The organism is Neobacillus sp. S1115 (assembly GCF_055385565.1).
In genome coordinates, this window is sequence record NZ_AP038275.1 from 5015761 (window position 1) to 5038202 (window position 22442).

A 22442-nucleotide genomic window follows, 5' to 3' on the forward strand; every position below is an offset into this window, starting at 1 on the left:
CTATTCTTTTTCGTTTTTATATGCCTCAATGAATTTCAGGCATTCCTCTACCACTTGGTCCTTCATGATAAAGCTGTATTCCTTACCATACCGCTTCTTAAGGAGGTCTCCTTTGATCCTGACAGGTCCGTATGTCTCATGATAGCTGCCAGTCTCCTCCATCCTTTTGACTTTCCCCCAGAAAACAGCTTTAACAAATGAACCATTTTCCTCATACACCTTATACTCAGCCAGATACATTAAATCTGAAAAAAATATTCCGGCTTCTTCATATGCTTCACGTTTAGCTGCTTCCTCCAAAGTTTCGCCCGGTTCCCTTTTGCCGCCTGGAAATTCGAGTCCTCTTTTTTTATGGTTCGTTAAAATCCACTCATCACCAAACTGACTTATGACAAGAACATGTTTTACTTCATCTGAAAAGGCGTCTTTCTTAAAAGCCATTTCCACGGTATTTCCATGATCATCCAAAAACTGAATCATACCTCTTCCCCGCTTTATTTTTTGATTTAAGTATAAATGAAAAAAGGAAAATCCTAAAGGCAGGGATTTTCCTTTCATTGTTTATGAGTTGGGTAAGATGTTCATGCTTTCAATATGCTTTTTTGCGTCCTCGTCACCGAGCTTATGAATCATTCCGTAAATTTGCTGCATGGTGTTGTCATAATCATCATTCTCACGGTCATAATGATACTGAACATATGGTGTATGTGCTCGAAAAAAGTTCTTCCACTCTGTCGAATAATTTTGATCGAATAACTCACGCAGCTGAGTAATTTCTTCATCATTCGCTTGAATTTGATAGCTCCAAGTTGACGAAGTCGCACTTTGTGAAATCTCACCTGTTCCAATATCTATATAATAGGTTTTCTTTTGTTCACTCATCATTTCATCCCCTTTTAATCTTTAGTAATCCACAAAAATAAAAAATTTATTCGATTACAAAATTCGATTTATTTTTTATAAATGAATACGTTATAATAATCCTAATAAAAAATGACAGAGTTTTCTGTTAATTTAAACAATTGGAAATATGGATTTTTTTAGCTTTGAATGGGAATGGATTAAGTAAGAAGAAAATTTTTGAATGCACATAGGAGGTGCTGGAAATGAAACTTGTCGATGAATTGTATGAAATGTACCGGAACAAACTGACCGGCGATGAAGAGGACATTGATATGCTTGCCTTTGCTTTTTTAGAAGAAATGTCACACGAGGACTTGATTGCTTTAATTCATGACATGGATAAGCAGGAACTATACGATTTGATGGGGCTTTACCTCATTGAAAGCTTAAAGGGGAAGTTTGCTCAGGAACAATACGGCGGACAGCGGACTCATACTTACTATCCTCGAAATATTCATTGATTTCTACATAATGGCAAAAAGGAAGCTGAATTCATCAGTTTCCTTTTTATTTACAACTAAAAAATAAAAAACATGTTACAATAGAGGGTAAAAAGGGGGAGAAATCTTTGTCTATTGTGATGATCGTATCAATCATTATTGTTTTTGTCGTTCTTTTCTTAGCAGTCATTACAACATCAAAAGCATACACCTACAAGCATACGGTTGACCCGTTGGAAAACAATCCACATTTAAACGATGCAAATGAAAAAGATGATGAGCCAAAGAACGCATAAAAAAATTCCTATTCTTGCTGAATAGGAATTTTTTCTTTTATGCAAATATCTGCTTTAGCTCTTCCTTGTCCTGCTCAAGCCAATAGCGCATTAGGCGCTTTGCCCCTTCTAAAGTATGCATCTTTGCCTGACCGCACTGCCTTTCATTTCCCGCAGGAACCTCGGTAAGTTCCAAAGCATCCTTCATGGTATCCTCAAGAAGGTCAATGACTTCCTCCACTGTCGGCTCTCCGCTGACGACTAGATAAAAACCCGTTTGGCAGCCCATTGGAGAAATATCAATTATATCAAAGTGGTCATACTTCTCTGCATGCTTGCGGATAGTATAGGCAAGCATATGCTCAAGACTATGAATAGCATCCGGCTTCATCGCCTCTTTATTTGGCTGGCAGAAGCGGATATCATATTTATTAACAACACCGTCAGAACCTACCTTATGGACACCACAGTGTCTGACATAAGGAGCTTTCACGGCATTATGATCTAAATCAAAGCTCTCTACTGAAGGCATCCTAATCATCTCCTCTATAAATCTATTCTCTATCATACTATAAATTCCGTATTTTTTCTGCAACGTATTAATTACCAATTTAGACGTTTTATTGGTTTTGTGATATCTTGAAGGAAATTATATTAAAGGAGCAGCTCTATATGTTAAAGAAATTATTCATCGCTCTTATCCGGTTTTATCAAATAGCTATCTCGCCTTTAAAACCGCCTTCCTGCCGCTTTTATCCAACCTGTTCTCATTATGGTCTTGAGGCTGTTCAGCGTTTCGGGGCTATTAAAGGCGGATATTTGGCTATTAAAAGGATCTTGAAATGCCATCCCTTTCACCCAGGAGGAGTCGATCCTGTTCCTGAAAAATGGCAGGACCACAAAAAACATTAATCCAGATTACCGTCAACCACTAAGTCGAGCTTTCCCGTCCTTGGATCAATAACGAGTCCGTGAACAGGCACACCCCCCGGCATAAGCGGATGCTTTTTAATCATCTCGACACTATGCTTTACACTCTCAGTTACACTATCAAAGCCATGCAGCCATTGATTAAAATCAACTCCGGAATAGGCTAGTGTATCAAGTGTTTCCTGACTAACACCCCGTTCCTTCATCTCTGCCACGACTGGTTCTGCTTTCAATCCACTCATCCCGCAATCATGATGTGCAATCACAAAAACCTCTTTTGCCTGAAGCTGATAAAGGGCAATTAAAATGCTCCGCATAATACTTCCAAACGGATGAGACACAATCGCCCCGGCATTTTTAATCAGTTTTACGTCCCCATTCCCTAAATTCAAGGCCTTTGGCAAAAGTTCCAGCAGTCTTGTGTCCATACAAGTCAGGATTACTGCTTTTTTATTCGGATATTTAGTTGTCTCATACTTTTCATACTCGCGCTCTTCCACAAATTTTTTATTGAAGTCAAGAATATCATTTAATAATGATGAACTATCCATTTATTCACTCCCCTTTAGGTATCTCTTTTTTAAGGATACATAAAATTCATTCGAATATACAATTTTTTCACTTGCAGAAACGGCAAATTTTTTGTAAGATACATAAGTAAATCGGAATTGTTACGTATTAGATTCATAATATTTAAAATTTTTTAGTTGTTAAATCGGAATAAATACGATTTAAAAAGGAGCTTTTATGAAAAAACTAATTCTTTTTCTTTCTTTTCTACTGCCGTTAAGCTTGGTTTTATCAGCATGTGGAAATAATACCCAACAAACTCCAAAAAAGAAAAATCTATTGACGATATATACGACCGTTTTTCCACTGCAGTATTTTACGGAACGGATTGGCGGAAAATATGTAAAGGTGGCTACAATCTACCCGCCAGGCGCTGATGAACATACCTTTGAGCCTTCGCAAAAGGATATGATGAATTTGGCTGATTCAGACTTATTTTTCTATATCGGCCTTGGCCTTGAGGGATTTGTGGAAAAAGCCAAAGGTACCTTAAAAGATGAAAATGTTACCTTAGTACCTGCTGCGGAAGGGCTGAAACTGCCAAAAGATCACCATTCATCTGAAGAGGAAGATCATGAAGATCATGCTGGGGTTAATCCTCATGTTTGGCTCGACCCTGTTTATTCAAAGGAAATGGCAGCAGTAATCCGCGACCAATTAGCAAAAAAACTCCCACAGCGAAAGGCTTACTTTGATGAAAACTACCAAAAGCTTGCTGGCGAGCTTGACGAGTTAGACGCAAATTTTGCCAATACGATTTCGCAGGCAAAGCATAAAAAAATCATTGTCACCCATGCGGCCTTCAGCTATTGGGAAACCCGCTATGGAATTGAACAGATCAGCATTTCTGGACTATCCACAACCAACGAACCAAGCCAAAAAGAATTAGAGAAAATCATTTCCATGGCTGACCATGAAGGACTTCACTATATGCTGTTTGAACAAAATGTCAAATCCAAGCTCGGCAAGGTCGTGCAAAAAGAAATTGGCGCACGTGCGCTGCCAATTCATAACTTGGCGATTTTGACAAAGGACGACATCAAAAATAAGGAAACCTATTTTTCATTAATGAATAAAAACTTAAAAACATTGGAAACAGCATTAAATAATTAATTGAAACAATTTGGATTTCCGGCCAATGATTTACGTTTTCACCCAATTACTTACTGACATGCATATCACACAATCATCAAATGCTATACCTGTATTACCAAATACGTAAGGAGTGATACACATGGCACAGGATGTTTTATGCGAGGTCAATAACTGTACATTTTGGGCAAAGGGAAACAAGTGCAGTGCCGACCAAATTTACGTTGTCAGCCACACTGGTAAAAAGGCTGATACAAGCAAAGAAACTGATTGTCAAACATTTGAAGCGAGCGAACTATAAAAGATAAAGAACCAGTCGATGGCTGGTTCTTTATTTTTCGTTTATCATTTCACGTAGGTTTCTTCTTAGAAGTTTCTTTGCTGCATTTCTCGGCAGCTGTTCTGTGAAATAGAATTGTTTCGGCACTTTATATTTGGCAAGCCGTGTTTGGCAAAATTGTTGGAGTTCCTTCTGTGGCAATGCCGCACTTTCCCTTTTCACTATAAAAGCAATCGGCACTTGTCCCCATTTAGCATCATCCACTCCAATAACCCCGACATCTGCTACATCCGGGTGTGAGAGCAAAACGGATTCAATTTCTGCAGGATAAATATTCTCACCTCCTGAAATAATTAAATCGGAGCGCCGGTCCAATACATATAAAAAACCTTCTTCATCAACGTACCCGATATCACCTGTATGGAGCCATCCTTCACGGATCTTCTCTTTGGTTGCGTCCGGCCTTTTCAAGTATCCTGCGGTTACATTTGGTCCCTTCACTACAATTTCTCCTGCATGTTGTGGCGATGCCGCCGTGTGGTCATCCAGTTCAATTCTAAGCTGGGATGGAAATAACGGTTTTCCTGCCGAACCAAGCTTGCTTAGGCTATATTCCGGAGAAAGGGTAACAATTTGCGATGAAGTTTCCGTCATTCCATAACTTTGGAACACAGGCAAATTCTTTTTAACACACGCCTCTAGCAATGGCAGCGGGGCTGGGCCGCCGCCTAACAGAAAACAGCGAAAATGTTCCGGCAGTCCGCTAACTGTCAAAGCATCAACAATACTTGTAAGCATCGTTCCCACAACTGACATAATCGTAACCTTTTTATCACTAATATCTTCAATCGTCTTCTGCACATCAAATTTTTCATGAAGGACAATCGGCATTCCATAAATGACGCTCCGCATTAAAATAGAGAATCCGCTGATATGGAACAGCGGCACTGAACAAAGCCAGCAGTCACTTTCTACGAAGCCTAAATTTAACGCCGAGCCAGTTGCGCTCCACCAGTGGTTGCCATAGGTTTGCAAGACACCCTTTGGATGACCGGTAGTTCCTGAGGTATACATGATCGTGCAGATATCTGATAGGTTGATTTCTTCTTGAATATCAGCGTATTCATTTTCTTTTTTTGCAAACAAATCACTCTTTGTAATTGTGGCAAGAGATGCAAGCTGTTGATTAATGACCATTTTAATATCAGTAAATGAATCCTCTAGTATCAATAAAGAGGATGTTGAGTCCTCTAGTTGCCAAACAAGCTCCGATGGTGTTAAGCGATTATTTAAAATGACTGATCTGACTCCCAAAAGTTGAAGAGCAAAAAATATAATGACAGTATCTAGATGATTTTTCAACAGAACACCTACAAAATCATCCTTTCGAACGCCAAGCCCTTGAAGTTGCCCTGCGACATTAAGTGAATAATTATAAAGCTCTTTAAATGTTAAAGCTTTATCCTGAAAATAAACGGCAGTCCGATCCGGTGTTAGAAAGGCTCTTTTCATCAAAAAATTTGGCATTGTTTCGTTATTCATATTTATCATCCTTTATAAAAAACAGCCTGATGGAGACCATCAAGCTGTTGTAACGTTTTTTCATCAAGGGAAACGAGGGAATTGGCCGAAGTCTGGCTTGCGCTTTTCCTTAAAGGCATCGCGTCCTTCTTTCGCTTCGTCGGTTGTATAATACAACAGCGTTGCGTCACCAGCAAATTGCTGAAGTCCAGCCAATCCATCGGTATCTGCATTCATGGCAGCTTTGATGAAACGAAGTGCGGTTGGGCTCTTTTCAAGCATTTCCTCGCACCATTTGATTGTTTCTTCTTCTACCTGTTCAAGCGGAACAACGGTATTGACTAAGCCCATATCGAGCGCCTCTTGAGCATTGTATTGGCGGCATAAATACCAGATTTCTCGTGCCTTTTTATGACCGATAATACGGGCAAGATAACCTGAACCGTAGCCGGCATCAAAGCTGCCTACCTTAGGACCTGTTTGTCCAAAAACAGCATTGTCAGCTGCAATCGTTAAATCACAGACTACATGCAGAACATGACCTCCGCCGATTGCATAGCCTTTAACCATTGCCACAACCGGTTTTGGAATAACACGAATCAGACGCTGCAGATCAAGTACGTTTAGGCGCGGAATTTGGTCCTCACCAACATAGCCACCATGTCCGCGGACGCTTTGGTCGCCGCCGGAACAGAATGCCTTGTCTCCTGCACCTGTTAAAACAATGACGCCGACTTCGGAATCATCACGGGCATAGGCAAAAGCATCGATTAATTCCATCACTGTTTTTGGTGTGAAAGCATTATGTACATGGGGACGGTTAATCGTGATTTTAGCTATTCCGTTATACGTTTCATAAATAATTTCATCGTATTTACGAACTGGAATCCATTCAACTGCCACTATAAATTCCTCCTTTGTTTGTATTTGACAAAAAGTCACTTACTATTGTACCAAACTTTTCGGGTTCTTCCACATGAATTGCATGACCGCATTGTGCAATCGTTACCAAAGAACTATTTTTCAGCTCCTTGTGCATTTTTTCAGCAATCCTGCAGAACTTCAAATCTTCCTCACCGGTGAGCAGCAAAACTTCACAGGCTAGCTTATTTAATTGCCCCCACCAAGAGGGCTGAGAACCCGTCCCCATACCTAGCAAGCTATTGGCAAGACCAATAGGAGAATTGTTTAAACGCTGTTCCCTTACTTTTCCTTGTACTTTCTCCGGCAGCCTCTTCATGGTTGAAAATAAGGGGATATTCTCCCAGTATTCAACAAACTCCTTTATTTCTTTATCCTTAATAAAATGGGCTAATTCGGCATCTTTCAAACGGCGCTGTTTTCTTTCGTCCTCTGATTCAAGACCAGGCGAAGCGCTTTCCAAAATCAATTTTCGAACCCTTTCGGGATATAGACAGGCAAATGAAAGGGCAAGCCTGCCCCCCATTGAATAACCTAATAAATCAATTTGCTCAATCTGGAGTTCATCAAGAATGGAAATTAAATCTTGAGCTGCCTCCTCCATCCGGTATCGGCCCGCAGCCTCAGGAGATTCTGTTTTTCCATGCCCGATGATATCAGGAATAATCAACCGCGAGTGTTTTCCCAGTCGTTCGCAAAAAGTAGTCCACGTTGATGAATCTCCCGTAAATCCATGAAGCATAACGAGGGGGAATCCCTTCCCGCATAACTCGACATGATAGCGGATTCCGCCGGTAACTATCCTCATTTTTGCTCCCCTTTGACAAAATTTGATATTTCCTGGGAAACCACATGCCAAAATTCGCGGTGCTCGTCTCGATTTTTGTCTCTGTTTGTGACAATTTCAAAGACATTTATGCCTGCCGCATCTCTTGATTTTTCCATTTCAATTTGGAAATGATCCCAATCCTTAATTTTCGTAAATTGTCCGTTAAACATTTTGACGGCATGTTCAAATTCAATGTTTAATGGTGTACCGAAAAGAAGCTCGAAATGCTTCGGATGTTCCGATTGCGGAAGGAAGGAGAAAATCCCGCCGCCATTATTGTTTATAAGGATAATGTTTATATTAATTTGATGCTTCATAGCTGCCCAAAGTCCATTTAAATCATGGAAAAAGGTTAAGTCTCCAAGGACCAAATATAACGGCTTTGAGTACATCGCCGCACCCAAGGCTGTGGATACGGTCCCGTCTATGCCGTTCGCACCCCTGTTAGCCATAATCTTAATTGACTTGCCATTTGTTAAGAAAAAGCTGTCCAAATCACGAATTGGCATACTGTTTCCAACAAATAATGCGGCACCATCCGGCAGCATCTCAGCAAGCTGATAAAAAAGTTTTCCTTCACTTAATTCTGGAATATCCCGGATTGGAGACATATTTTCTTTTGTAAGGTCATTTACTTTTTTCCAAGCGTCTAAATATCCCGTCTCCACCCGAGGTTTGGAATACGCTGAAAGTTTTTCACAAAAAATTGCTTCATTACAAAAAATCATATCGGTCGACAAGATAGCAGGATCCCGCCAGCCGCCTCCGCCATCGACTACAAATTGATCTGCATTCGGATTTCCTTTGATAAAAATGGTTAACGCTTTAGACACCGGCATCGAACCAATGCGGATAATCACGTCCGGTTTAAGGTAAGATTTCGCATCTTCATTTCGTAAGAATGTGTCGTAAGTATCAATAATTTGATCATTTGCATGCTGCCCACTTCTAAGCTGTGATAGCGGGTCTGCTAAGATTGGATACTTTAATTGATTAGCGAGCTTTGTTACAGCAATTGCGAAACGTTCATCGGCAACATTTCCGCAAACAATGATCCCCTTCGCTTTGCCAGCCAACCGCCCGGCGATTTCTTGATACTCCATTTCGTTTATGTTAAGTTCACCATTATGTACCTGCACATATCCTTCCGGTCGCTCACACACTGCAAAGAGTTCCTCATCCATTTTAGGAATAAGTGGTTCTCTAAAAGGAAAATTCAAATGAACCGGACCAGGTGGAGCGCTGGCTGCATATGCGGCAGCACGGGAGCAGACTGTCCGCGCGTAGCGGATCATCTCATCATTTTTCTCAGGAAGTGCCATTTCTGCAAACCACTTGACGTGTTTTCCGTACAAATGAATTTGGTCAATCGCCTGCGGTGCCCCTACCTCTCGCAACTCATGAGGCCGGTCTGCTGTCAAAACCAGCAATGGGACTCGTGAATAACGCGCTTCGACAATAGCAGGAAAGTAATTGGCTGCAGCGGTACCTGATGTGCAAAGAATAGCAACAGTTCGATTTGTCGCCTTGGCAATTCCCAATGCAAAAAAGGCGGCAGAGCGCTCATCCACATGGATATGGACGTTTAAATCCGGATGTTCTGCCATAACCAATGCCATTGGGGTGGATCTTGACCCGGGACTGACCACCACATCGGTAATCCCGGAAAGAACCAGCTCCCCGACAAATGCCGCGATATAAGCAGTTAACGATTCTTGATGATTCATACTATTTTCCCCCAAGTGCCCGAAGCATTGGCCTAAACTTCAAGCTTGTCTCTAAATATTCACTTTCGGAATCAGAATCAGCTACAACGCCGCATCCGGCAAATAAGGATGCTTCCTTGCCTTGTAAGAGACCCGAGCGAATGGCTACTGCAAATTCCCCATTTCCTTCATAATCCAGCCAACCTACAGGTGCAGCATAAAAACCGCGGTCAAGCTCCTCAACTTGACGAATTTTTTCAACCGCTTCTTTCTTCGGAAGTCCGCCAAGAGCAGGGGTTGGATGCAATCTTTCGACCAAATGCAATAGTGAACTGTCACCACTGCATTTTCCGATGACCGGCGTATACAAATGCTGTATGTCCCTGATTTTCATTAGCTGAGGTTTATCAGGAAGGATGATTTCTTCACATGATTCCTCTAGTGCTTCTTTTATCATTTCCACAACATATTGATGCTCAAGCAAGTTTTTCTGGTCAGAAAGCAATTTTTCTCCCAGTAATCGATCCTCCTCCGGGTTATGTCCCCGTGAGCTGGAACCAGCAAGGCAGGTAGAGAAAAGTTCGGTGCCATTCTTTTTCACCAGTCTCTCTGGAGATGCTCCAAGAAAACAATCGCCATTCGATTCAAGAGCAAAGATAAAGCTTTCATGCTGTTGTTCATTTAAATGTTGCAGGACTGCCTCTGAAGCAACAATGTCATTAAAATTTAACCGAAGTTCCCTGGCAAGAACTACTTTTTTAAGCGGGCCTCTGTTTAATTCCTTTACCATTGCATCAACTGTATTTTTCCACTTCTCAGGTGAAATTTCCTTTGTTTCCATAAGGGCAGGCAGAGCTGTGTGGTGGTGTTTCTGAAGAGACTGAAAAAGTTTATTCCGTTCATCGATTATATGTTTATATAACAATTCATCATCGTTCGGTGTAAAGATAAAATTAGTTGTCAAAAAGACTTGTCCCTTAATAACACTCAAAAGATATTTTGGCAGATAAAATAAAGAATCATCAAATTTAGACCAAAGCACTGTCTTCTCTTTGTATGGATCAAAAGAAAATCCTCCAAATATCAGCGGGCCTATTCCAATTTCGGAAAATGGATTAGAAATAAGGCTGTCCTTTAAAAATTCCTTCCATTCTCTTTCAATAAGGCCAAAACGGTCATCTGACTGATCTATTTGAAATTGCTTAGAAATTCCCAGTCCCGCGAAAATAAATTCGTCCTTTGGATCCTTCCAAAAAAACCGTTCGCCTGAATAGTGTTCATTCCCACTAGAAAAGAATAAAAGGGGGTCGATATGATTCATTTTTTCAACTTCACTCATTAAAATGGGACGGCCAAGTTCTTTTGCGCGCTTCATCGCCAAAAGACTTCTTTCCTTCGTTTCGATTTCCTGAATGGTAATCAAGCAAATCCCTCCAAAACAGCCAAATAGGGCTGTCTCCATTCATTTTAAACCTTTTTAAAGATACTACTCCCATTGTAAAGAAGTCAATAATGGTTGTCACTACTTCTCCTGCTTCATTTCCTTATTATATGTCAAATTTCCGAAAATCGGTTGCAAAAGGCTTCGATACACTCATTTTTCCACTAAATATGGATATTACTCGAGAAGGGATTATCTTCTAGTTTTGAAAGTAAAATTTAATTGACACTCCACTTGATATTTCCTACACTTAGGTTTGGGTAATAACCATTCTTTATAAATTCGTTTTGTACAGATAGATGCATTTAAAAGGGAGGAGAAAAAAATATGCAGCCAAATTTACGGGAAGGTTCTAAACCTGTTGTTGACTCAAACCGCGGCTTCCAGGTTTGGTGGCAGATGACCCGCCCCCATACTTTAACAGCAGCGTTTGTTCCTGTATTGCTAGGCACTGCACTGGCACTTCGGCATGGGAAAATTCATTTCGGTCTTTTCTTCGCCATGCTGATTGCAAGCCTGTTAATCCAAGCCGCTACAAATATGTTTAATGAATATTATGATTTTAAACGAGGACTCGATACAGAGGACTCTGTCGGCATTGGCGGAAGTATTGTCCGGGACGGAATTAAGCCAAAGACTGTGATGCAGCTGGCATTAGGACTCTATGGAATTGCTTTATTATTGGGAGTTTATATATGTGCAAACAGCAGTTGGTGGTTAGCTTTAGTGGGCTTGGTATGTATGTTGATTGGGTATTTATATACAGGCGGGCCGCTGCCAATCGCCTACACACCTTTCGGAGAATTGTTTGCCGGTTTCTTTATGGGGATGATGATTATTTTAATCTCATTCTTTATCCAAACAGGGACAGTGGACAGCACAAGTATTCTTGTATCAGTGCCAAGTTTTATTTTGGTCGGCGGAATTCTTTTGTCCAATAACATCCGCGACCTTGACGGCGACAAAGAATTTGGCCGGAAAACATTGGCCATTCTTCTAGGCAAAGAAAAGGCCATCTTCCTATTGGCCGGGATGTTTGCTTTTTCGTATGTCTGGATTTTGGGGCTGATAATTGCGGATATTGCCCCAATTTGGACGGCGCTCGTATTAATAAGCACACCGAAACCTATTAAATCAGTTAAAGGCTTTATTAAAGGAACAGTGCCAATTCAAATGGCACCAGCGATGAAAGCTACGGCCCAAACGAACACCATCTTCGGCTTCTTACTGGCTATTGGGATTTTCGCCGGTTACTTTTTTTCTTAAATAAGATCAAAAAAGCTTCTGCCGAGAGCAGAAGCTTTTTAAATATTATTTTACTGGATGGATTCCCCATATATCTTTGGCGTATTCTTTTATCGTTCGGTCGCTCGAGAAGTAGCCTGCATGGGCGATGTTAGTCAGGCACATTTTCTGCCATTTTAGTGAATCCGCATAGGCTTCTCCTACCCTCCGCTGGGTATCTGCATAGGAAGCGAAATCCTTTAAGACAAAATATTGATCGTTTTCTTCAAGCAGCGAGTCAAAGATTGGTTCAAATTCGTTATGGACGCCCGGGAAAAATCCGTTCACCAGCTGATTGACAGCCTGCTGAATCCGGTTATCATGATGATAATATTCTACGGATTCATATCCGCCGTGCCGATAATAATGAAGAACCTCCTCGGCCGTTAGACCGAAGATAAAAATATTATCGTCCCCTACCCTTTCATGAATTTCTACATTTGCCCCGTCCAAAGTCCCTAACGTCAATGCCCCATTAATCATAAACTTCATATTCCCCGTACCTGATGCTTCCTTGCTGGCCGTTGAGATCTGCTCGCTTATATCTGCAGCAGGAAATATTTTCTCCGCCAATGAAACGCGGTAGTTCTCCAAAAACACAACCTTCATCTTATCGCCGACTTTTGGGTCATGGTTAACTTTCTCAGCTACTGTATTGATTAATTTAATAATCTTCTTCGCGTAATAATATCCAGGAGATGCTTTTGCTCCAAAAATAAATACCCTCGGCACCATGGAAAAACTGGAATCTTCCAAAATTCGATTATATAGGTGCATGATATGCAGAACATTTAGAAGCTGTCTTTTATAAGCGTGCAGCCTCTTCACCTGGACATCAAAGATGGCATCAGGATTGACGGAAATACCATTTTGCTTATAAATCACCTCAGCCATATTTTGCTTATTCTCCTGCTTGATTGCCGCTAATTTCCCTAAAATCGAGTGATCGTCTTGATATTTAAGGAACTGCATCAGTTCATGTGCGGAGTGAGTCCACCCATCCCCGATTGTTTCGCTTAGGAGCGAGGACAATTTGGGGTTTGCTTTTAACAGCCAGCGGCGGTGGGCAATGCCGTTCGTCTTATTGTTGAATTTCTCAGGAAAAAGCTGAAAAAAGGGCCGCATCTCACGTTCCTTTAAGATTTCGGTATGTAATCTTGCCACACCGTTTACACTAAAGCTGCCAACAATCGCTAAATGGGCCATTTTGACATAGCCATCGGCTATTATTGCTAGTCCCGCAATTCGCCCCCAATCGCCTGGGGTCTCTTCCCAACGTTCCTTGCAGAATCTTTCATTTATTTCCTCAACAATCATGTAAATTCTCGGCAGGAGCGGCTGGAAGATATGAATCGGCCATTTCTCCAAGGCTTCTGATAAGGTGGTATGATTGGTATAAGAGATTGTATTAGTAGTAATCTCCCATGCTTGTTCCCAAGAAAAGCCTTCCTCATCCATCAGAATCCTCATCAGTTCCGGAATGGCTAGAACAGGATGGGTATCATTAATATGAATACAAACATGATGATTCAGCTCTTCAAGGCTGCCATGCTGTTTTTTATAGGATCTTAAAATTGACTGGAGGCTTGCCGAAACTAAAAAGTATTGCTGCTTTAGCCTTAGCGTCTTGCCTTCATCATGGGTATCGTCCGGATAAAGGAATTCGGAAATGGCTTCTGTCCTCCGCTTATATTGTAAAATATCTTTATGAACTGGAAACTGTGCGGGCTCTGAACTCCAAAGCCTTAAGGTATTAACTGTCTTTGTCTGAAAGCCGACAACAGGCATATCGTATGGAACAGCAGTAACTACCTCAGTGTTTATATGTTGAAAAACAAGCCTTCCATTTTCCTGCCGGGTTTCAACTTTCCCCCAAAACGGGATACTGACCGCCAAATCGGCCTTGCGTATTTCCCAAACATTGCCGCTTCTTAGCCATTGCTCCGGCAGTTCAACCTGATAGCCGTCGACTATCTTCTGTTCAAATAACCCATGTTTATAGCGGATTCCATGGCCATGTCCCGGCAGGTCAGTGGAGGCAAGTGAGTCCAAAAAGCAGGCGGCTAGTCTGCCTAAGCCGCCATTTCCTAAGCCTGCATCCGGTTCCAGGTCTTCAAGGTCCGCCAGTTCAATACCTAGGTCACTTAGGCCTTCCTCAACGGTTTCCTCCACGCCCAGATTAAGCAGATTCTGCCGGAGCAGCTTGCCTAGCAAATATTCAATCGATAAATAATATACCTGTTTCTCTCTAACTGCCATGTAACGTTCATTGGTGGCAATCCAATCATTACTAACAAATTCTCTGATCATGTTGCCGAGGGTTTGGTAATGATCCCTTGAAGTGCTTTCTGAAAAGCTTTTCCCGCAGAGCATCTCAAGCCTTTTTAAAAAGTCTGCCTTAAACCGTTCTTTATTAGAAAACATGGGTTTCACTCCTTGTGGTGAGTTCAGCATATAGCTGGTTATAGCGGAAAGCGGATTGAGCCCAGCTATAATCCATTTCCATTGCCTGTTTTACAATTGATCCCCATGTTTTTTTATCATGATAGAAGTTAATTGCCCGCTGAATCGTATAAAGCATATCGTGAGCATTGAAGTTACGGAAGGAAAACCCATTTCCCTTCTTTGTGAACTCATTCCATGCCTTCACCGTATCATTTAAACCGCCCGTTTCCCGAACAATTGGGATGGCTCCATATTTCATGGCTATCAACTGGGAAAGGCCGCACGGTTCAAATAGGGATGGCATCAAGAATAGGTCTGCCGCTGCGTATAATCGATGCGCAAGTCCCTCATCAAAGCCGGTATGAACCTTCAATTTTTCCGGATAAATCCGGGCTGCCTGCCGTAAATATTCTTCATATTCATAATCCCCGGTTCCAAGGATAATAACTTGGATATCCTCCTGTAAAATCTCCCTAAGGACACATTTGATGAGATCAAGTCCCTTTTGTCTAGTCAACCTTGAAATCATCACCATTAACGGAGCAGCAGCAGTTTGCTTTAGGCCAAATTGCTTTTGAATTTCCTTTTTATTAATGGATTTCTTCTTAATGTCTTGGCTTGAATAGGTTTGCAAAAGAAATGGATCATGTTCAGGGTTATAAAATTCATCATCAATTCCGTTTAAAATTCCCAAAAGATCTTCATCTCTTGCCTTCAACAAGCCCTCAAGCTTTTCTCCGTAGTTCACTGTTTGAATTTCATTTCGATAGGTTGGACTCACGGTTGTGATGGTGTCCGCTGCAACAAGCGCACCCTTCATGAAATTGACATTTCCGAAAAACTCTAAATGTCCAGAATGGAAGGATTGTTCATCAAGATCGAACAGGTCTCTCAAGACCTCTTTTGAAAAAACCCCTTGAAATTGCAGATTATGAATGGTAAATACAGTTTTTATCTGACCATAACCTGTCTTCTTGTAATATTCTTTTCGAAGCAGGTAGGGAATCATGGCCGTATGCCAATCATGGCAATGCAGTACGTCGGGATAAAAGTTCAACTCTTCTATGACCTCTAGCACCGCACGGTTAAAAAAGGCAAATCTTTCTCCATCATCGTAATAACCGTAAAATCCTTCACGTTTAAAATAATATTCGTTATCAACAAAATAAAACGTAACACCTTGATGGACTAGTTCCTCAATCCCGCAATACTGCTTTCTCCAGCCGACAGAAACGGAAAACTCCTTTATCTTCTTCATTCTTTTTTTATATTCGTCCGAAATGGTTCCATATTTGGGAAGAATGACCCTTATATCCGTACCTAGACTTTTTAATTCTTTTGGCAGAGATCCGGCTACATCAGCAAGGCCTCCCGACTTTGCGAATGGTCCACACTCTGACACTGCAAATAATACTTTCACGAATTCATCAACGCTCCTTGCTTTGTACCTTTTCTGATTACAAACGGTGCCCCCGCTGTGCCAGTTAAATGTGTCCCTGATTCAACCCGGACATCTTTATCCAAAATAACCGAATCCAAGTAACAATTGTCCTCAATTTGGCATTTTTGCATGATGACACAATTCTTAATAACTGTACCTTTGCCGATTTTTACTCCGCGCGAGACAATACTGTTTTCAACAGTGCCGCTAATTAAACAGCCGTTTGCAATCATTGAATTTTTTACGGATGATCCTTTTAAATACTTAGCAGGCGGCTCATCCTTAACCTTTGTCAAAATAGGCTGGTCATTATTAAAAAGATTTTTCCAAACGTTAGGCTTTAGCAAATTCATGCTGGTCGAGTAATAATTCTCAATTGAATCTATCTTGACGGCATATCCATCATAATCATATTGGCAAACAGTGTAATCATTATGAATATCGCTGACGACATCCTTCATACAACTGTACCCAGTCTCAAATCTAGTTTCAATCAGCTTCATCAACAGAGAGGTTTTGATTAAATACATTTCTAATGATCTTCCATCCTGATGATGGATTTCGGTAATATCGCAGTTTGCATGCATATGCCATTCCAGCATGGGTTTAAAATTCATATTTAAAATAGTGTAACAATTTGAGATAATCGCATATTCTTGAGTGCTGCGATAAAAATAATCCATATTTGCCGCGAAAAGATCAAAGGAACCTATCCCTTTAGGATTGCTGCTGCCTACGACTGGAGAAGGAAAAAAGAAAAGGCCATCCCTTTTCCGATTTAGATCCCAATTCTTCCCTGACCCTAAGTGGTCCATCAAGGAACGGTACTGCATTTTTGGAAAAATTGCGACACTGCGAATGCCGGAATTCACCATATTTGAAAGGACAAAGTCAATAATACGATAACGGCCTGCATAAGGCAGCGCCGCCAAAGAACGATGTGTTAATAGGTCATCCAAATCCTCATGATAGGTAGTTGCATCAATAATACCTAAAAGCTTTCTTTTCACGCCAAAGTCCCCTCCAGTTTCTTATCACCTAATATCTGTAGCACCCAGTCCTACTGGGCTTTCATTCTATTTTTAATAGGCAGAGTACAATGCTTTTAACATTTCCTCTGTGACTAGGATGATTTCATCATCGAAGGAACGAATGACCGTTCCGTCCGGTATTTTCACGTCACAAGGCACAATCGCTTTTTCAATAAAACAATTGCTGCCAATTGTTGCATCCGGCATGATCACAGACTCCTTAACAGTGGAATCCTTCCCTACTGTTACACCCTGGAAGAGTACTGATTTCTCAATTTCCCCTTCAATTGTACATCCTTCATTAATGAGTGATTCCATTACTATGGCATCCGGGGAAATATATTGCGGAGGACGATTAGGATTAACAGAATAAATTCTCCAGTCATGGTCAAATAAATCTAATTCGCAATCCTCCTCCAATAAATCCATATTGGCCTCCCAAAGACTTCTAACAGTGCCAACGTCCTTCCAATAGCCTTTGAACGGATAGGCATATAATTTTTTATTTTCTTCAAGAAGCCTTGGAATGACATCTTTCCCAAAGTCGTGACTGGAGTCCGGATTTCGTGCATCCATTTCCAAATATTCTTTCAATATATTCCAACTAAAAATATATATGCCCATCGATGCAAGATTATTTTTAGGCTCACTTGGCTTTTCCTCAAATTCCAGGATTCTTAGTTCATCGTTTGTATTCATAATCCCAAACCGGCTGGCTTCCGCCCAAGGTACCTCGATCAGGGAGATCGTTACATCTGCTCGTTTTTCAATATGGTATTCCAGCATGGATTCGTAATTCATTTTATAAATATGGTCACCAGAAAGGATTAAAACGTAGTCCGGCTGGTACTGCTTTAAGTAATTAAGGTTTTGATAGATCGCGCTTGCCGTACCGGTGTACCACTTCACTTCTGAGGATTCACTGTAAGGGGGTAAAACGGTAACCCCGCCATTTTTACTGTCAAGATCCCATGCACTGCCTATTCCAATATATGAATTTAACAAGAGCGGCTGATATTGCGTTAAGACGCCGACAGTATCAATTCCGGAATTTGCACAATTGCTTAAGGTAAAATCTATGATCCGATACTTCCCTCCGAATGGCACAGCAGGTTTTGCAAGGTCCTTTGTAAGAGCATTAAGCCTGCTCCCTTTCCCTCCTGCCAGCAGCATGGCTACGCACCTTTTCTTTTCCATTGCCTTTTCTCTCCTTCCGTTTTTTCACTTGTCTTATCATCTGAAACCCATACGGGGCAATTGTGAGCTTGATAGAATACGGTCTTCCGTGGAACGGCTCATCTGAAGCCGGAATGGTGTGCTTATTAATGTGGCCGGCACCACCAAATTCTAGGTCGTCATTATTAAGAATTTCACGGTATTCACCAGGGTTAGGCACACCTATCTGATAATCCTGATAGCTAATACCCGTAAAATTGCAAATGATGATTATCGCATCCTCCGCCTTCTTCCCTTTTCGAATAAAGGAAAACATCGACTGTTCGTTATTATTAACATCCATCCATTCAAATCCATCCCACAGATGATCGAGTTCGTAGAGGGCTTTGGTGCGTTTGTAAACTTTCGTTAAGACTTTCACATAGGTATTCAGTTTTCGGTGCAGCTCATAGTCCAAAAGATGCCAATCTAGCTGTTCTTTATCTTTCCATTCCGCGAACTGCCCCAGTTCAAATCCCATAAATAGCAGCTTCTTCCCGGGATGGGCAAACATATAGCCCAGTAAAAGCCTTAGCTGGGCAAATTTTTCCCAATAATCACCGGGCATCTTATCCAATAATGATTTTTTCCCGTGGACAACCTCATCATGTGAAAACGGGAGCATAAAGTTTTCTGAAAACGCATATAAAAGTGAAAAAGTGACCTTTGAATGGGCCTGTGACCTTGCAAACGGCGGCGTTTCCATGTATTCAAGCATGTCATTCATCCAACCCATATTCCATTTGTAATCAAATCCAAGACCGCCATAACGGACTGGGGTCGTTACCTTCGAAAAATCGGTGGAGTCTTCCCCTATCATTAAAAAATATGGATTATAGTCGTTTATTGCTTGATTAAGTTTTTTTAAGAAAGCAATACCGAAGGGGTTTTCACTTTGTCTATTTGAGGCATTCGGCCAATAAATGATATTGGCAACAGCATCCATTCTGAAGCCATCGATATGATAATGTTCCATCCAAAATAGAGCGTTTGAAATGAGGAAACTTTGCACCTCTCCTTTTCCAAGGTCAAAATTGGCTGTGCCCCAGATGTGGTTTTCCCTATCATTTAGATGGGAATAGGAATAAAGATGTGTACCGTCAAAATTGTATAACCCATGAGCGTCCTTGCAGAAATGCCCGGGTACCCAGTCAAGGATGACCCCTATGCCATGCTGATGGCACTGTTCGACGAAATAGCGGAAATCATCCGGAGTCCCGTACCGCGATGTTACGGAGAAATACCCAGTCCCCTGGTACCCCCAAGAAGCGTCAAGTGGATGTTCAACCAGCGGCAGCAGCTCAATATGCGTAAAGCCAAGCTCCAATACATAAGGGACAAGTTCTTCCGCCAGTTCTCGATAGGTTAAAAAATCACCATTATCCTTGGTCTTCCATGAGCCCGCATGAACCTCATAAATGACGGCTGGTTCCGCCAGGAAGTTCGATTGTGCTTTGCGGTTCATCCATTGAGTGTCCTGCCATTTATAGCCCTCAAGCGAATAAACGACAGAGGCTGTATTTGGCCTTAATTCTGAGTAAAAAGCATAGGGATCTGCTTTTAACAATTGTTTCTTTGATTTTGTGGTGATTTCATATTTATAATTGCAGCCATCTAGATTTTGCTTGATGACAATAATCCATACACCCTCACCATTTACTTTTTGTAATTCATATCCATCACCATTCCAGTGATTAAAATCCCCCACAAGCCTTACTTGGAGGGCATTCGGAGCCCAAACGCAAAATCGTGTATAAGTCTCTGCGGAATCCTTAAAGATATGAGCGCCAAAAAGCTGATGACTTTGAAAAAGATTTCCCTCGTGAAATAAGTGAAGTTGGTAATCAGTCGGAAAAAATGTATTCACTGCCATGGCTCTCCTCATCCTCACCTGAAATTATGTATTTCAAAAACCAATTATAAGTGCAAATAACAAATATTCCTTGTAAAACTTTTTTATCTTTTCTGACAGCAAGCGGGGAATGGCTCCACTATTAGATGTTTTTTGACAGCTATCACCAGGATACGACAAAAAATCTCTCGTGTTTCGACAGGAATCTATTAAGTTTTTTTGTGATTTTTTTGTTAAAGTAGTTTGAAAAGTTATTCAATTTTTGAAAAAATAGATAACTTTATTTGCGGAAAATTGAAGTCTTGCAAGCGATTTCAACACTTTATTGCATTGCAGAGATAGCAAAGAGGTTATATTAATATAATGATTTGCATGTTCAAAAACAACAAAAAAGCTGATGACATATTGTCATCAGCTTTTTCGTATGACCCCTACGGGATTCGAACCCGTGTTACCGCCGTGAAAGGGCGGTGTCTTAACCGCTTGACCAAGGGGCCAAATGGCAGAGAAGAAGGGATTCGAACCCTCGCGCCGCTTACGCGACCTACTCCCTTAGCAGGGGAGCCCCTTGAGCCACTTGGGTACTTCTCTATATGGCTCCGCAGGTAGGACTCGAACCTACGACCGATCGGTTAACAGCCGATAGCTCTACCACTGAGCTACTGCGGAATAATACTATGGTGGGCCTAAATGGACTCGAACCATCGACCTCACGCTTATCAGGCGTGCGCTCTAACCAGCTGAGCTATAGGCCCATAATGGAGCGGGTGATGGGAATCGAACCCACAACAACAGCTTGGAAGGCTGTGGTTTTACCACTAAACTACACCCGCATTATAATGGGGCGGCTGATGGGAATCGAACCCACGAATGTCGGAACCACAATCCGATGCGTTAACCACTTCGCCACAACCGCCGTGATGTTTTTAAAAATAAAGGTGGCTCAGGACGGAATCGAACCGCCGACACAAGGATTTTCAGTCCTTTGCTCTACCGACTGAGCTACTGAGCCACTTTAGTGGCGGTCTGGACGGGACTCGAACCCGCGACCTCCTGCGTGACAGGCAGGCATTCTAACCAACTGAACTACCAGACCGGATTGCGGGGGCAGGATTTGAACCTGCGACCTTCGGGTTATGAGCCCGACGAGCTACCGGACTGCTCCACCCCGCGATAATAAAAAGTATAAAATGTTTTATGGCGGAGGAAGAGGGATTCGAACCCCCGCGCGGTTTAACCCGCCTGTCGGTTTTCAAGACCGATCCCTTCAGCCAAACTTGGGTATTCCTCCATAAAATATGAAACTAATGGTGGACCTTGTAGGACTCGAACCTACGACCGGACGGTTATGAGCCGTCTGCTCTAACCAGCTGAGCTAAAGGTCCAAGTTAAAGTTCTTTAACCTATATGGTTAAAACCCGTCTGTCCCCATCTCAGAAAGCAAATTCAAGCAGCAGCTCGATGGGTACAACTCGTAGCATATTCAGCGGAGCCTTGCTCGTTGCTCTAACCAGCTGAGCTAAAGGTCCTAATAATCTTGGTAGCGGCGGAGGGGATCGAACCCCCGACCTTACGGGTATGAACCGTACGCTCTAGCCAGCTGAGCTACACCGCCAAATTACATATTAAAATTAAATGGTGGAGCCTAGCGGGATCGAACCGCTGACCTCCTGCGTGCAAAGCAGGCGCTCTCCCAGCTGAGCTAAGGCCCCATTGAATTTAGTGAGAATGGTCGGGAAAACAGGATTCGAACCTGCGACCCCTTGGTCCCAAACCAAGTGCTCTACCAAGCTGAGCTATTTCCCGTACTATTAAATTTAAATGGCGCGCCCGACAGGAGTCGAACCCATAACCTTCTGATCCGTAGTCAGACGCTCTATCCAATTGAGCTACGGGCGCATCTTGATTTTAAATGGTGCCGAGGACCGGAATCGAACCGGTACGGTAGTCACCTACCGCAGGATTTTAAGTCCTGTGCGTCTGCCAGTTCCGCCACCCCGGCAATTTTGGAGCGGAAGACGGGATTCGAACCCGCGACCCCCACCTTGGCAAGGTGGTGTTCTACCACTGAACTACTTCCGCAATATATAAATGGTGCGGGTGAAGGGAGTCGAACCCCCACGCCTTGCGGCGCCAGATCCTAAGTCTGGTGCGTCTGCCAATTCCGCCACACCCGCATATTTAAATGGTGAGCCATGAAGGACTCGAACCTTCGACCCTCTGATTAAAAGTCAGATGCTCTACCGACTGAGCTAATGGCTCAAGG

At 42.0% G+C, this 22442-nt stretch carries 20 protein-coding genes and 19 tRNA genes; 6 read left to right on the top strand and 33 right to left on the bottom strand.

From position 1 onward, the window contains the following. Both ytkD and ACZ5B7_RS24565 read right to left on the bottom strand, forming a co-directional pair. The gene (gene ytkD, locus ACZ5B7_RS24560; RefSeq protein ID WP_464491305.1) at positions 1-480 is read right to left on the bottom strand and encodes an RNA deprotection pyrophosphohydrolase; all 480 of its coding nucleotides are present in this window, start codon (positions 478-480) and stop codon (positions 1-3) included. An 81-nt stretch (positions 481-561) separates the two neighbouring features. Beyond that, on the bottom strand, positions 562-885 hold the full coding sequence (locus ACZ5B7_RS24565) for a hydrolase (RefSeq protein WP_464491306.1): 324 nt from the start codon (positions 883-885) through the stop codon (positions 562-564). Between the two features lie 221 nt (positions 886-1106). Between ACZ5B7_RS24565 and ACZ5B7_RS24570 the strand changes: the two genes are divergently transcribed. Further along, positions 1107-1364 (top strand): DUF6154 family protein, encoded by a 258-nt coding sequence (locus ACZ5B7_RS24570; RefSeq protein ID WP_213119825.1) that lies wholly within the window; start codon positions 1107-1109, stop codon positions 1362-1364. 107 nt (positions 1365-1471) lie between these two features. Then, complete coding sequence (gene ytzI, locus ACZ5B7_RS24575; protein ID WP_423799368.1) at positions 1472-1639, top strand: YtzI protein; 168 nt, start codon at positions 1472-1474, stop codon at positions 1637-1639. A 37-nt stretch (positions 1640-1676) separates the two neighbouring features. Here the strand turns inward: ytzI and ACZ5B7_RS24580 are convergent, their stop codons facing one another. Then, positions 1677-2150, bottom strand: coding sequence for an S-ribosylhomocysteine lyase (locus ACZ5B7_RS24580; RefSeq protein ID WP_464491307.1), 474 nt, complete (start codon positions 2148-2150; stop codon positions 1677-1679). A 140-nt stretch (positions 2151-2290) separates the two neighbouring features. Between ACZ5B7_RS24580 and yidD the strand changes: the two genes are divergently transcribed. Continuing rightward, the gene (yidD, locus tag ACZ5B7_RS24585; protein ID WP_213119822.1) at positions 2291-2530 is read left to right on the top strand and encodes a membrane protein insertion efficiency factor YidD; all 240 of its coding nucleotides are present in this window, start codon (positions 2291-2293) and stop codon (positions 2528-2530) included. Here the strand turns inward: yidD and ACZ5B7_RS24590 are convergent. Beyond that, a complete protein-coding gene (locus tag ACZ5B7_RS24590) occupies positions 2527-3099 on the bottom strand; it encodes a beta-class carbonic anhydrase (protein WP_464491308.1) in 573 nt (190 codons plus the stop codon). The two genes, yidD and ACZ5B7_RS24590, sit on opposite strands and share 4 nt — an antisense overlap. 196 nt (positions 3100-3295) lie before the next feature. Between ACZ5B7_RS24590 and ACZ5B7_RS24595 the strand changes: the two genes are divergently transcribed. Next, positions 3296-4231: a metal ABC transporter solute-binding protein, Zn/Mn family gene (locus ACZ5B7_RS24595; RefSeq protein ID WP_464491309.1), complete on the top strand. Its 936-nt coding sequence runs from the start codon at positions 3296-3298 to the stop codon at positions 4229-4231. A gap of 121 nt (positions 4232-4352) precedes the next feature. After that, entirely contained in the window at positions 4353-4511 is a 159-nt protein-coding gene (locus ACZ5B7_RS24600) for a DUF1540 domain-containing protein (RefSeq protein WP_213144525.1), read from the top strand. 30 nt (positions 4512-4541) lie between these two features. Here the strand turns inward: ACZ5B7_RS24600 and ACZ5B7_RS24605 are convergent, their stop codons facing one another. The 5 genes from ACZ5B7_RS24605 to ACZ5B7_RS24625 all read right to left on the bottom strand — a co-directional run bounded on the left by ACZ5B7_RS24605 (position 4542) and on the right by ACZ5B7_RS24625 (position 10890). Further along, entirely contained in the window at positions 4542-6032 is a 1491-nt protein-coding gene (locus ACZ5B7_RS24605) for an o-succinylbenzoate--CoA ligase (protein ID WP_464491310.1), read from the bottom strand. Positions 6033-6095: 63 nt separating this feature from the next. Beyond that, entirely contained in the window at positions 6096-6914 is an 819-nt protein-coding gene (menB, locus tag ACZ5B7_RS24610) for a 1,4-dihydroxy-2-naphthoyl-CoA synthase (protein WP_213144523.1), read from the bottom strand. Beyond that, positions 6904-7740 carry a 2-succinyl-6-hydroxy-2,4-cyclohexadiene-1-carboxylate synthase gene (gene menH / locus ACZ5B7_RS24615; protein ID WP_464491311.1) on the bottom strand — a complete coding sequence of 279 codons (837 nt, stop codon included), beginning with the start codon at positions 7738-7740 and terminating at the stop codon, positions 6904-6906. The genes menB and menH overlap by 11 nt, the downstream gene beginning before the upstream one ends. Continuing rightward, positions 7737-9488: a 2-succinyl-5-enolpyruvyl-6-hydroxy-3-cyclohexene-1-carboxylic-acid synthase gene (menD, locus tag ACZ5B7_RS24620; protein WP_464491312.1), complete on the bottom strand. Its 1752-nt coding sequence runs from the start codon at positions 9486-9488 to the stop codon at positions 7737-7739. The genes menH and menD overlap by 4 nt, the downstream gene beginning before the upstream one ends. 1 nt (position 9489) lies before the next feature. Further along, positions 9490-10890, bottom strand: coding sequence for an isochorismate synthase (locus tag ACZ5B7_RS24625; protein ID WP_464491313.1), 1401 nt, complete (start codon positions 10888-10890; stop codon positions 9490-9492). 345 nt (positions 10891-11235) lie between these two features. Here ACZ5B7_RS24625 and ACZ5B7_RS24630 point away from each other — a divergent pair, with 345 nt between their 5' ends. Further along, positions 11236-12174 carry a 1,4-dihydroxy-2-naphthoate polyprenyltransferase gene (locus ACZ5B7_RS24630; RefSeq protein WP_213144519.1) on the top strand — a complete coding sequence of 313 codons (939 nt, stop codon included), beginning with the start codon at positions 11236-11238 and terminating at the stop codon, positions 12172-12174. A gap of 45 nt (positions 12175-12219) precedes the next feature. Here ACZ5B7_RS24630 and ACZ5B7_RS24635 read toward each other — a convergent pair whose 3' ends face one another. The 24 genes from ACZ5B7_RS24635 to ACZ5B7_RS24750 form a co-directional block, all read right to left on the bottom strand. Continuing rightward, positions 12220-14616 (bottom strand): glycogen/starch/alpha-glucan phosphorylase, encoded by a 2397-nt coding sequence (locus ACZ5B7_RS24635; protein ID WP_464491314.1) that lies wholly within the window; start codon positions 14614-14616, stop codon positions 12220-12222. Beyond that, on the bottom strand, positions 14606-16057 hold the full coding sequence (gene glgA, locus ACZ5B7_RS24640; RefSeq protein WP_464491315.1) for a glycogen synthase GlgA: 1452 nt from the start codon (positions 16055-16057) through the stop codon (positions 14606-14608). The genes ACZ5B7_RS24635 and glgA overlap by 11 nt, the downstream gene beginning before the upstream one ends. Further along, positions 16054-17088: a GlgC family sugar phosphate nucleotidyltransferase gene (locus tag ACZ5B7_RS24645; protein ID WP_464491316.1), complete on the bottom strand. Its 1035-nt coding sequence runs from the start codon at positions 17086-17088 to the stop codon at positions 16054-16056. Before ACZ5B7_RS24645 ends, glgA begins: the two co-directional genes overlap by 4 nt. Positions 17089-17160: 72 nt before the next feature. Next, positions 17161-18306: a glucose-1-phosphate adenylyltransferase gene (locus ACZ5B7_RS24650; protein ID WP_423799380.1), complete on the bottom strand. Its 1146-nt coding sequence runs from the start codon at positions 18304-18306 to the stop codon at positions 17161-17163. Beyond that, complete coding sequence (gene glgB / locus ACZ5B7_RS24655) at positions 18248-20197, bottom strand: 1,4-alpha-glucan branching protein GlgB (RefSeq protein WP_464491317.1); 1950 nt, start codon at positions 20195-20197, stop codon at positions 18248-18250. The genes ACZ5B7_RS24650 and glgB overlap by 59 nt, the downstream gene beginning before the upstream one ends. 404 nt (positions 20198-20601) lie before the next feature. Continuing rightward, a tRNA-Glu gene (locus ACZ5B7_RS24660) sits at positions 20602-20673 on the bottom strand. 3 nt (positions 20674-20676) lie between these two features. After that, positions 20677-20767 (bottom strand) — tRNA-Ser (locus ACZ5B7_RS24665). Positions 20768-20770: 3 nt separating this feature from the next. Continuing rightward, positions 20771-20845: transfer RNA gene (locus ACZ5B7_RS24670), tRNA-Asn, on the bottom strand. A 9-nt stretch (positions 20846-20854) separates the two neighbouring features. After that, positions 20855-20931: transfer RNA gene (locus ACZ5B7_RS24675), tRNA-Ile, on the bottom strand. A gap of 4 nt (positions 20932-20935) precedes the next feature. After that, positions 20936-21009: transfer RNA gene (locus ACZ5B7_RS24680), tRNA-Gly, on the bottom strand. 7 nt (positions 21010-21016) lie between these two features. Then, positions 21017-21092, bottom strand: a tRNA-His gene (locus tag ACZ5B7_RS24685). 23 nt (positions 21093-21115) lie between these two features. After that, positions 21116-21188: transfer RNA gene (locus ACZ5B7_RS24690), tRNA-Phe, on the bottom strand. Between the two features lie 7 nt (positions 21189-21195). Next, positions 21196-21272, bottom strand: a tRNA-Asp gene (locus tag ACZ5B7_RS24695). A 3-nt stretch (positions 21273-21275) separates the two neighbouring features. After that, positions 21276-21349, bottom strand: a tRNA-Met gene (locus ACZ5B7_RS24700). A 25-nt stretch (positions 21350-21374) separates the two neighbouring features. Next, positions 21375-21467, bottom strand: a tRNA-Ser gene (locus ACZ5B7_RS24705). Positions 21468-21484: 17 nt separating this feature from the next. Then, a tRNA-Ile gene (locus tag ACZ5B7_RS24710) sits at positions 21485-21561 on the bottom strand. 153 nt (positions 21562-21714) lie between these two features. After that, positions 21715-21791, bottom strand: a tRNA-Met gene (locus tag ACZ5B7_RS24715). Positions 21792-21812: 21 nt separating this feature from the next. Further along, positions 21813-21888 (bottom strand) — tRNA-Ala (locus tag ACZ5B7_RS24720). 17 nt (positions 21889-21905) lie between these two features. Then, positions 21906-21982: transfer RNA gene (locus tag ACZ5B7_RS24725), tRNA-Pro, on the bottom strand. Positions 21983-21998: 16 nt separating this feature from the next. After that, positions 21999-22075, bottom strand: a tRNA-Arg gene (locus ACZ5B7_RS24730). Between the two features lie 14 nt (positions 22076-22089). Next, positions 22090-22178: transfer RNA gene (locus ACZ5B7_RS24735), tRNA-Leu, on the bottom strand. A 5-nt stretch (positions 22179-22183) separates the two neighbouring features. After that, positions 22184-22258, bottom strand: a tRNA-Gly gene (locus tag ACZ5B7_RS24740). 10 nt (positions 22259-22268) lie between these two features. Further along, positions 22269-22353 (bottom strand) — tRNA-Leu (locus ACZ5B7_RS24745). Positions 22354-22362: 9 nt separating this feature from the next. Beyond that, positions 22363-22438 (bottom strand) — tRNA-Lys (locus ACZ5B7_RS24750). Positions 22439-22442 lie beyond the last annotated feature (4 nt).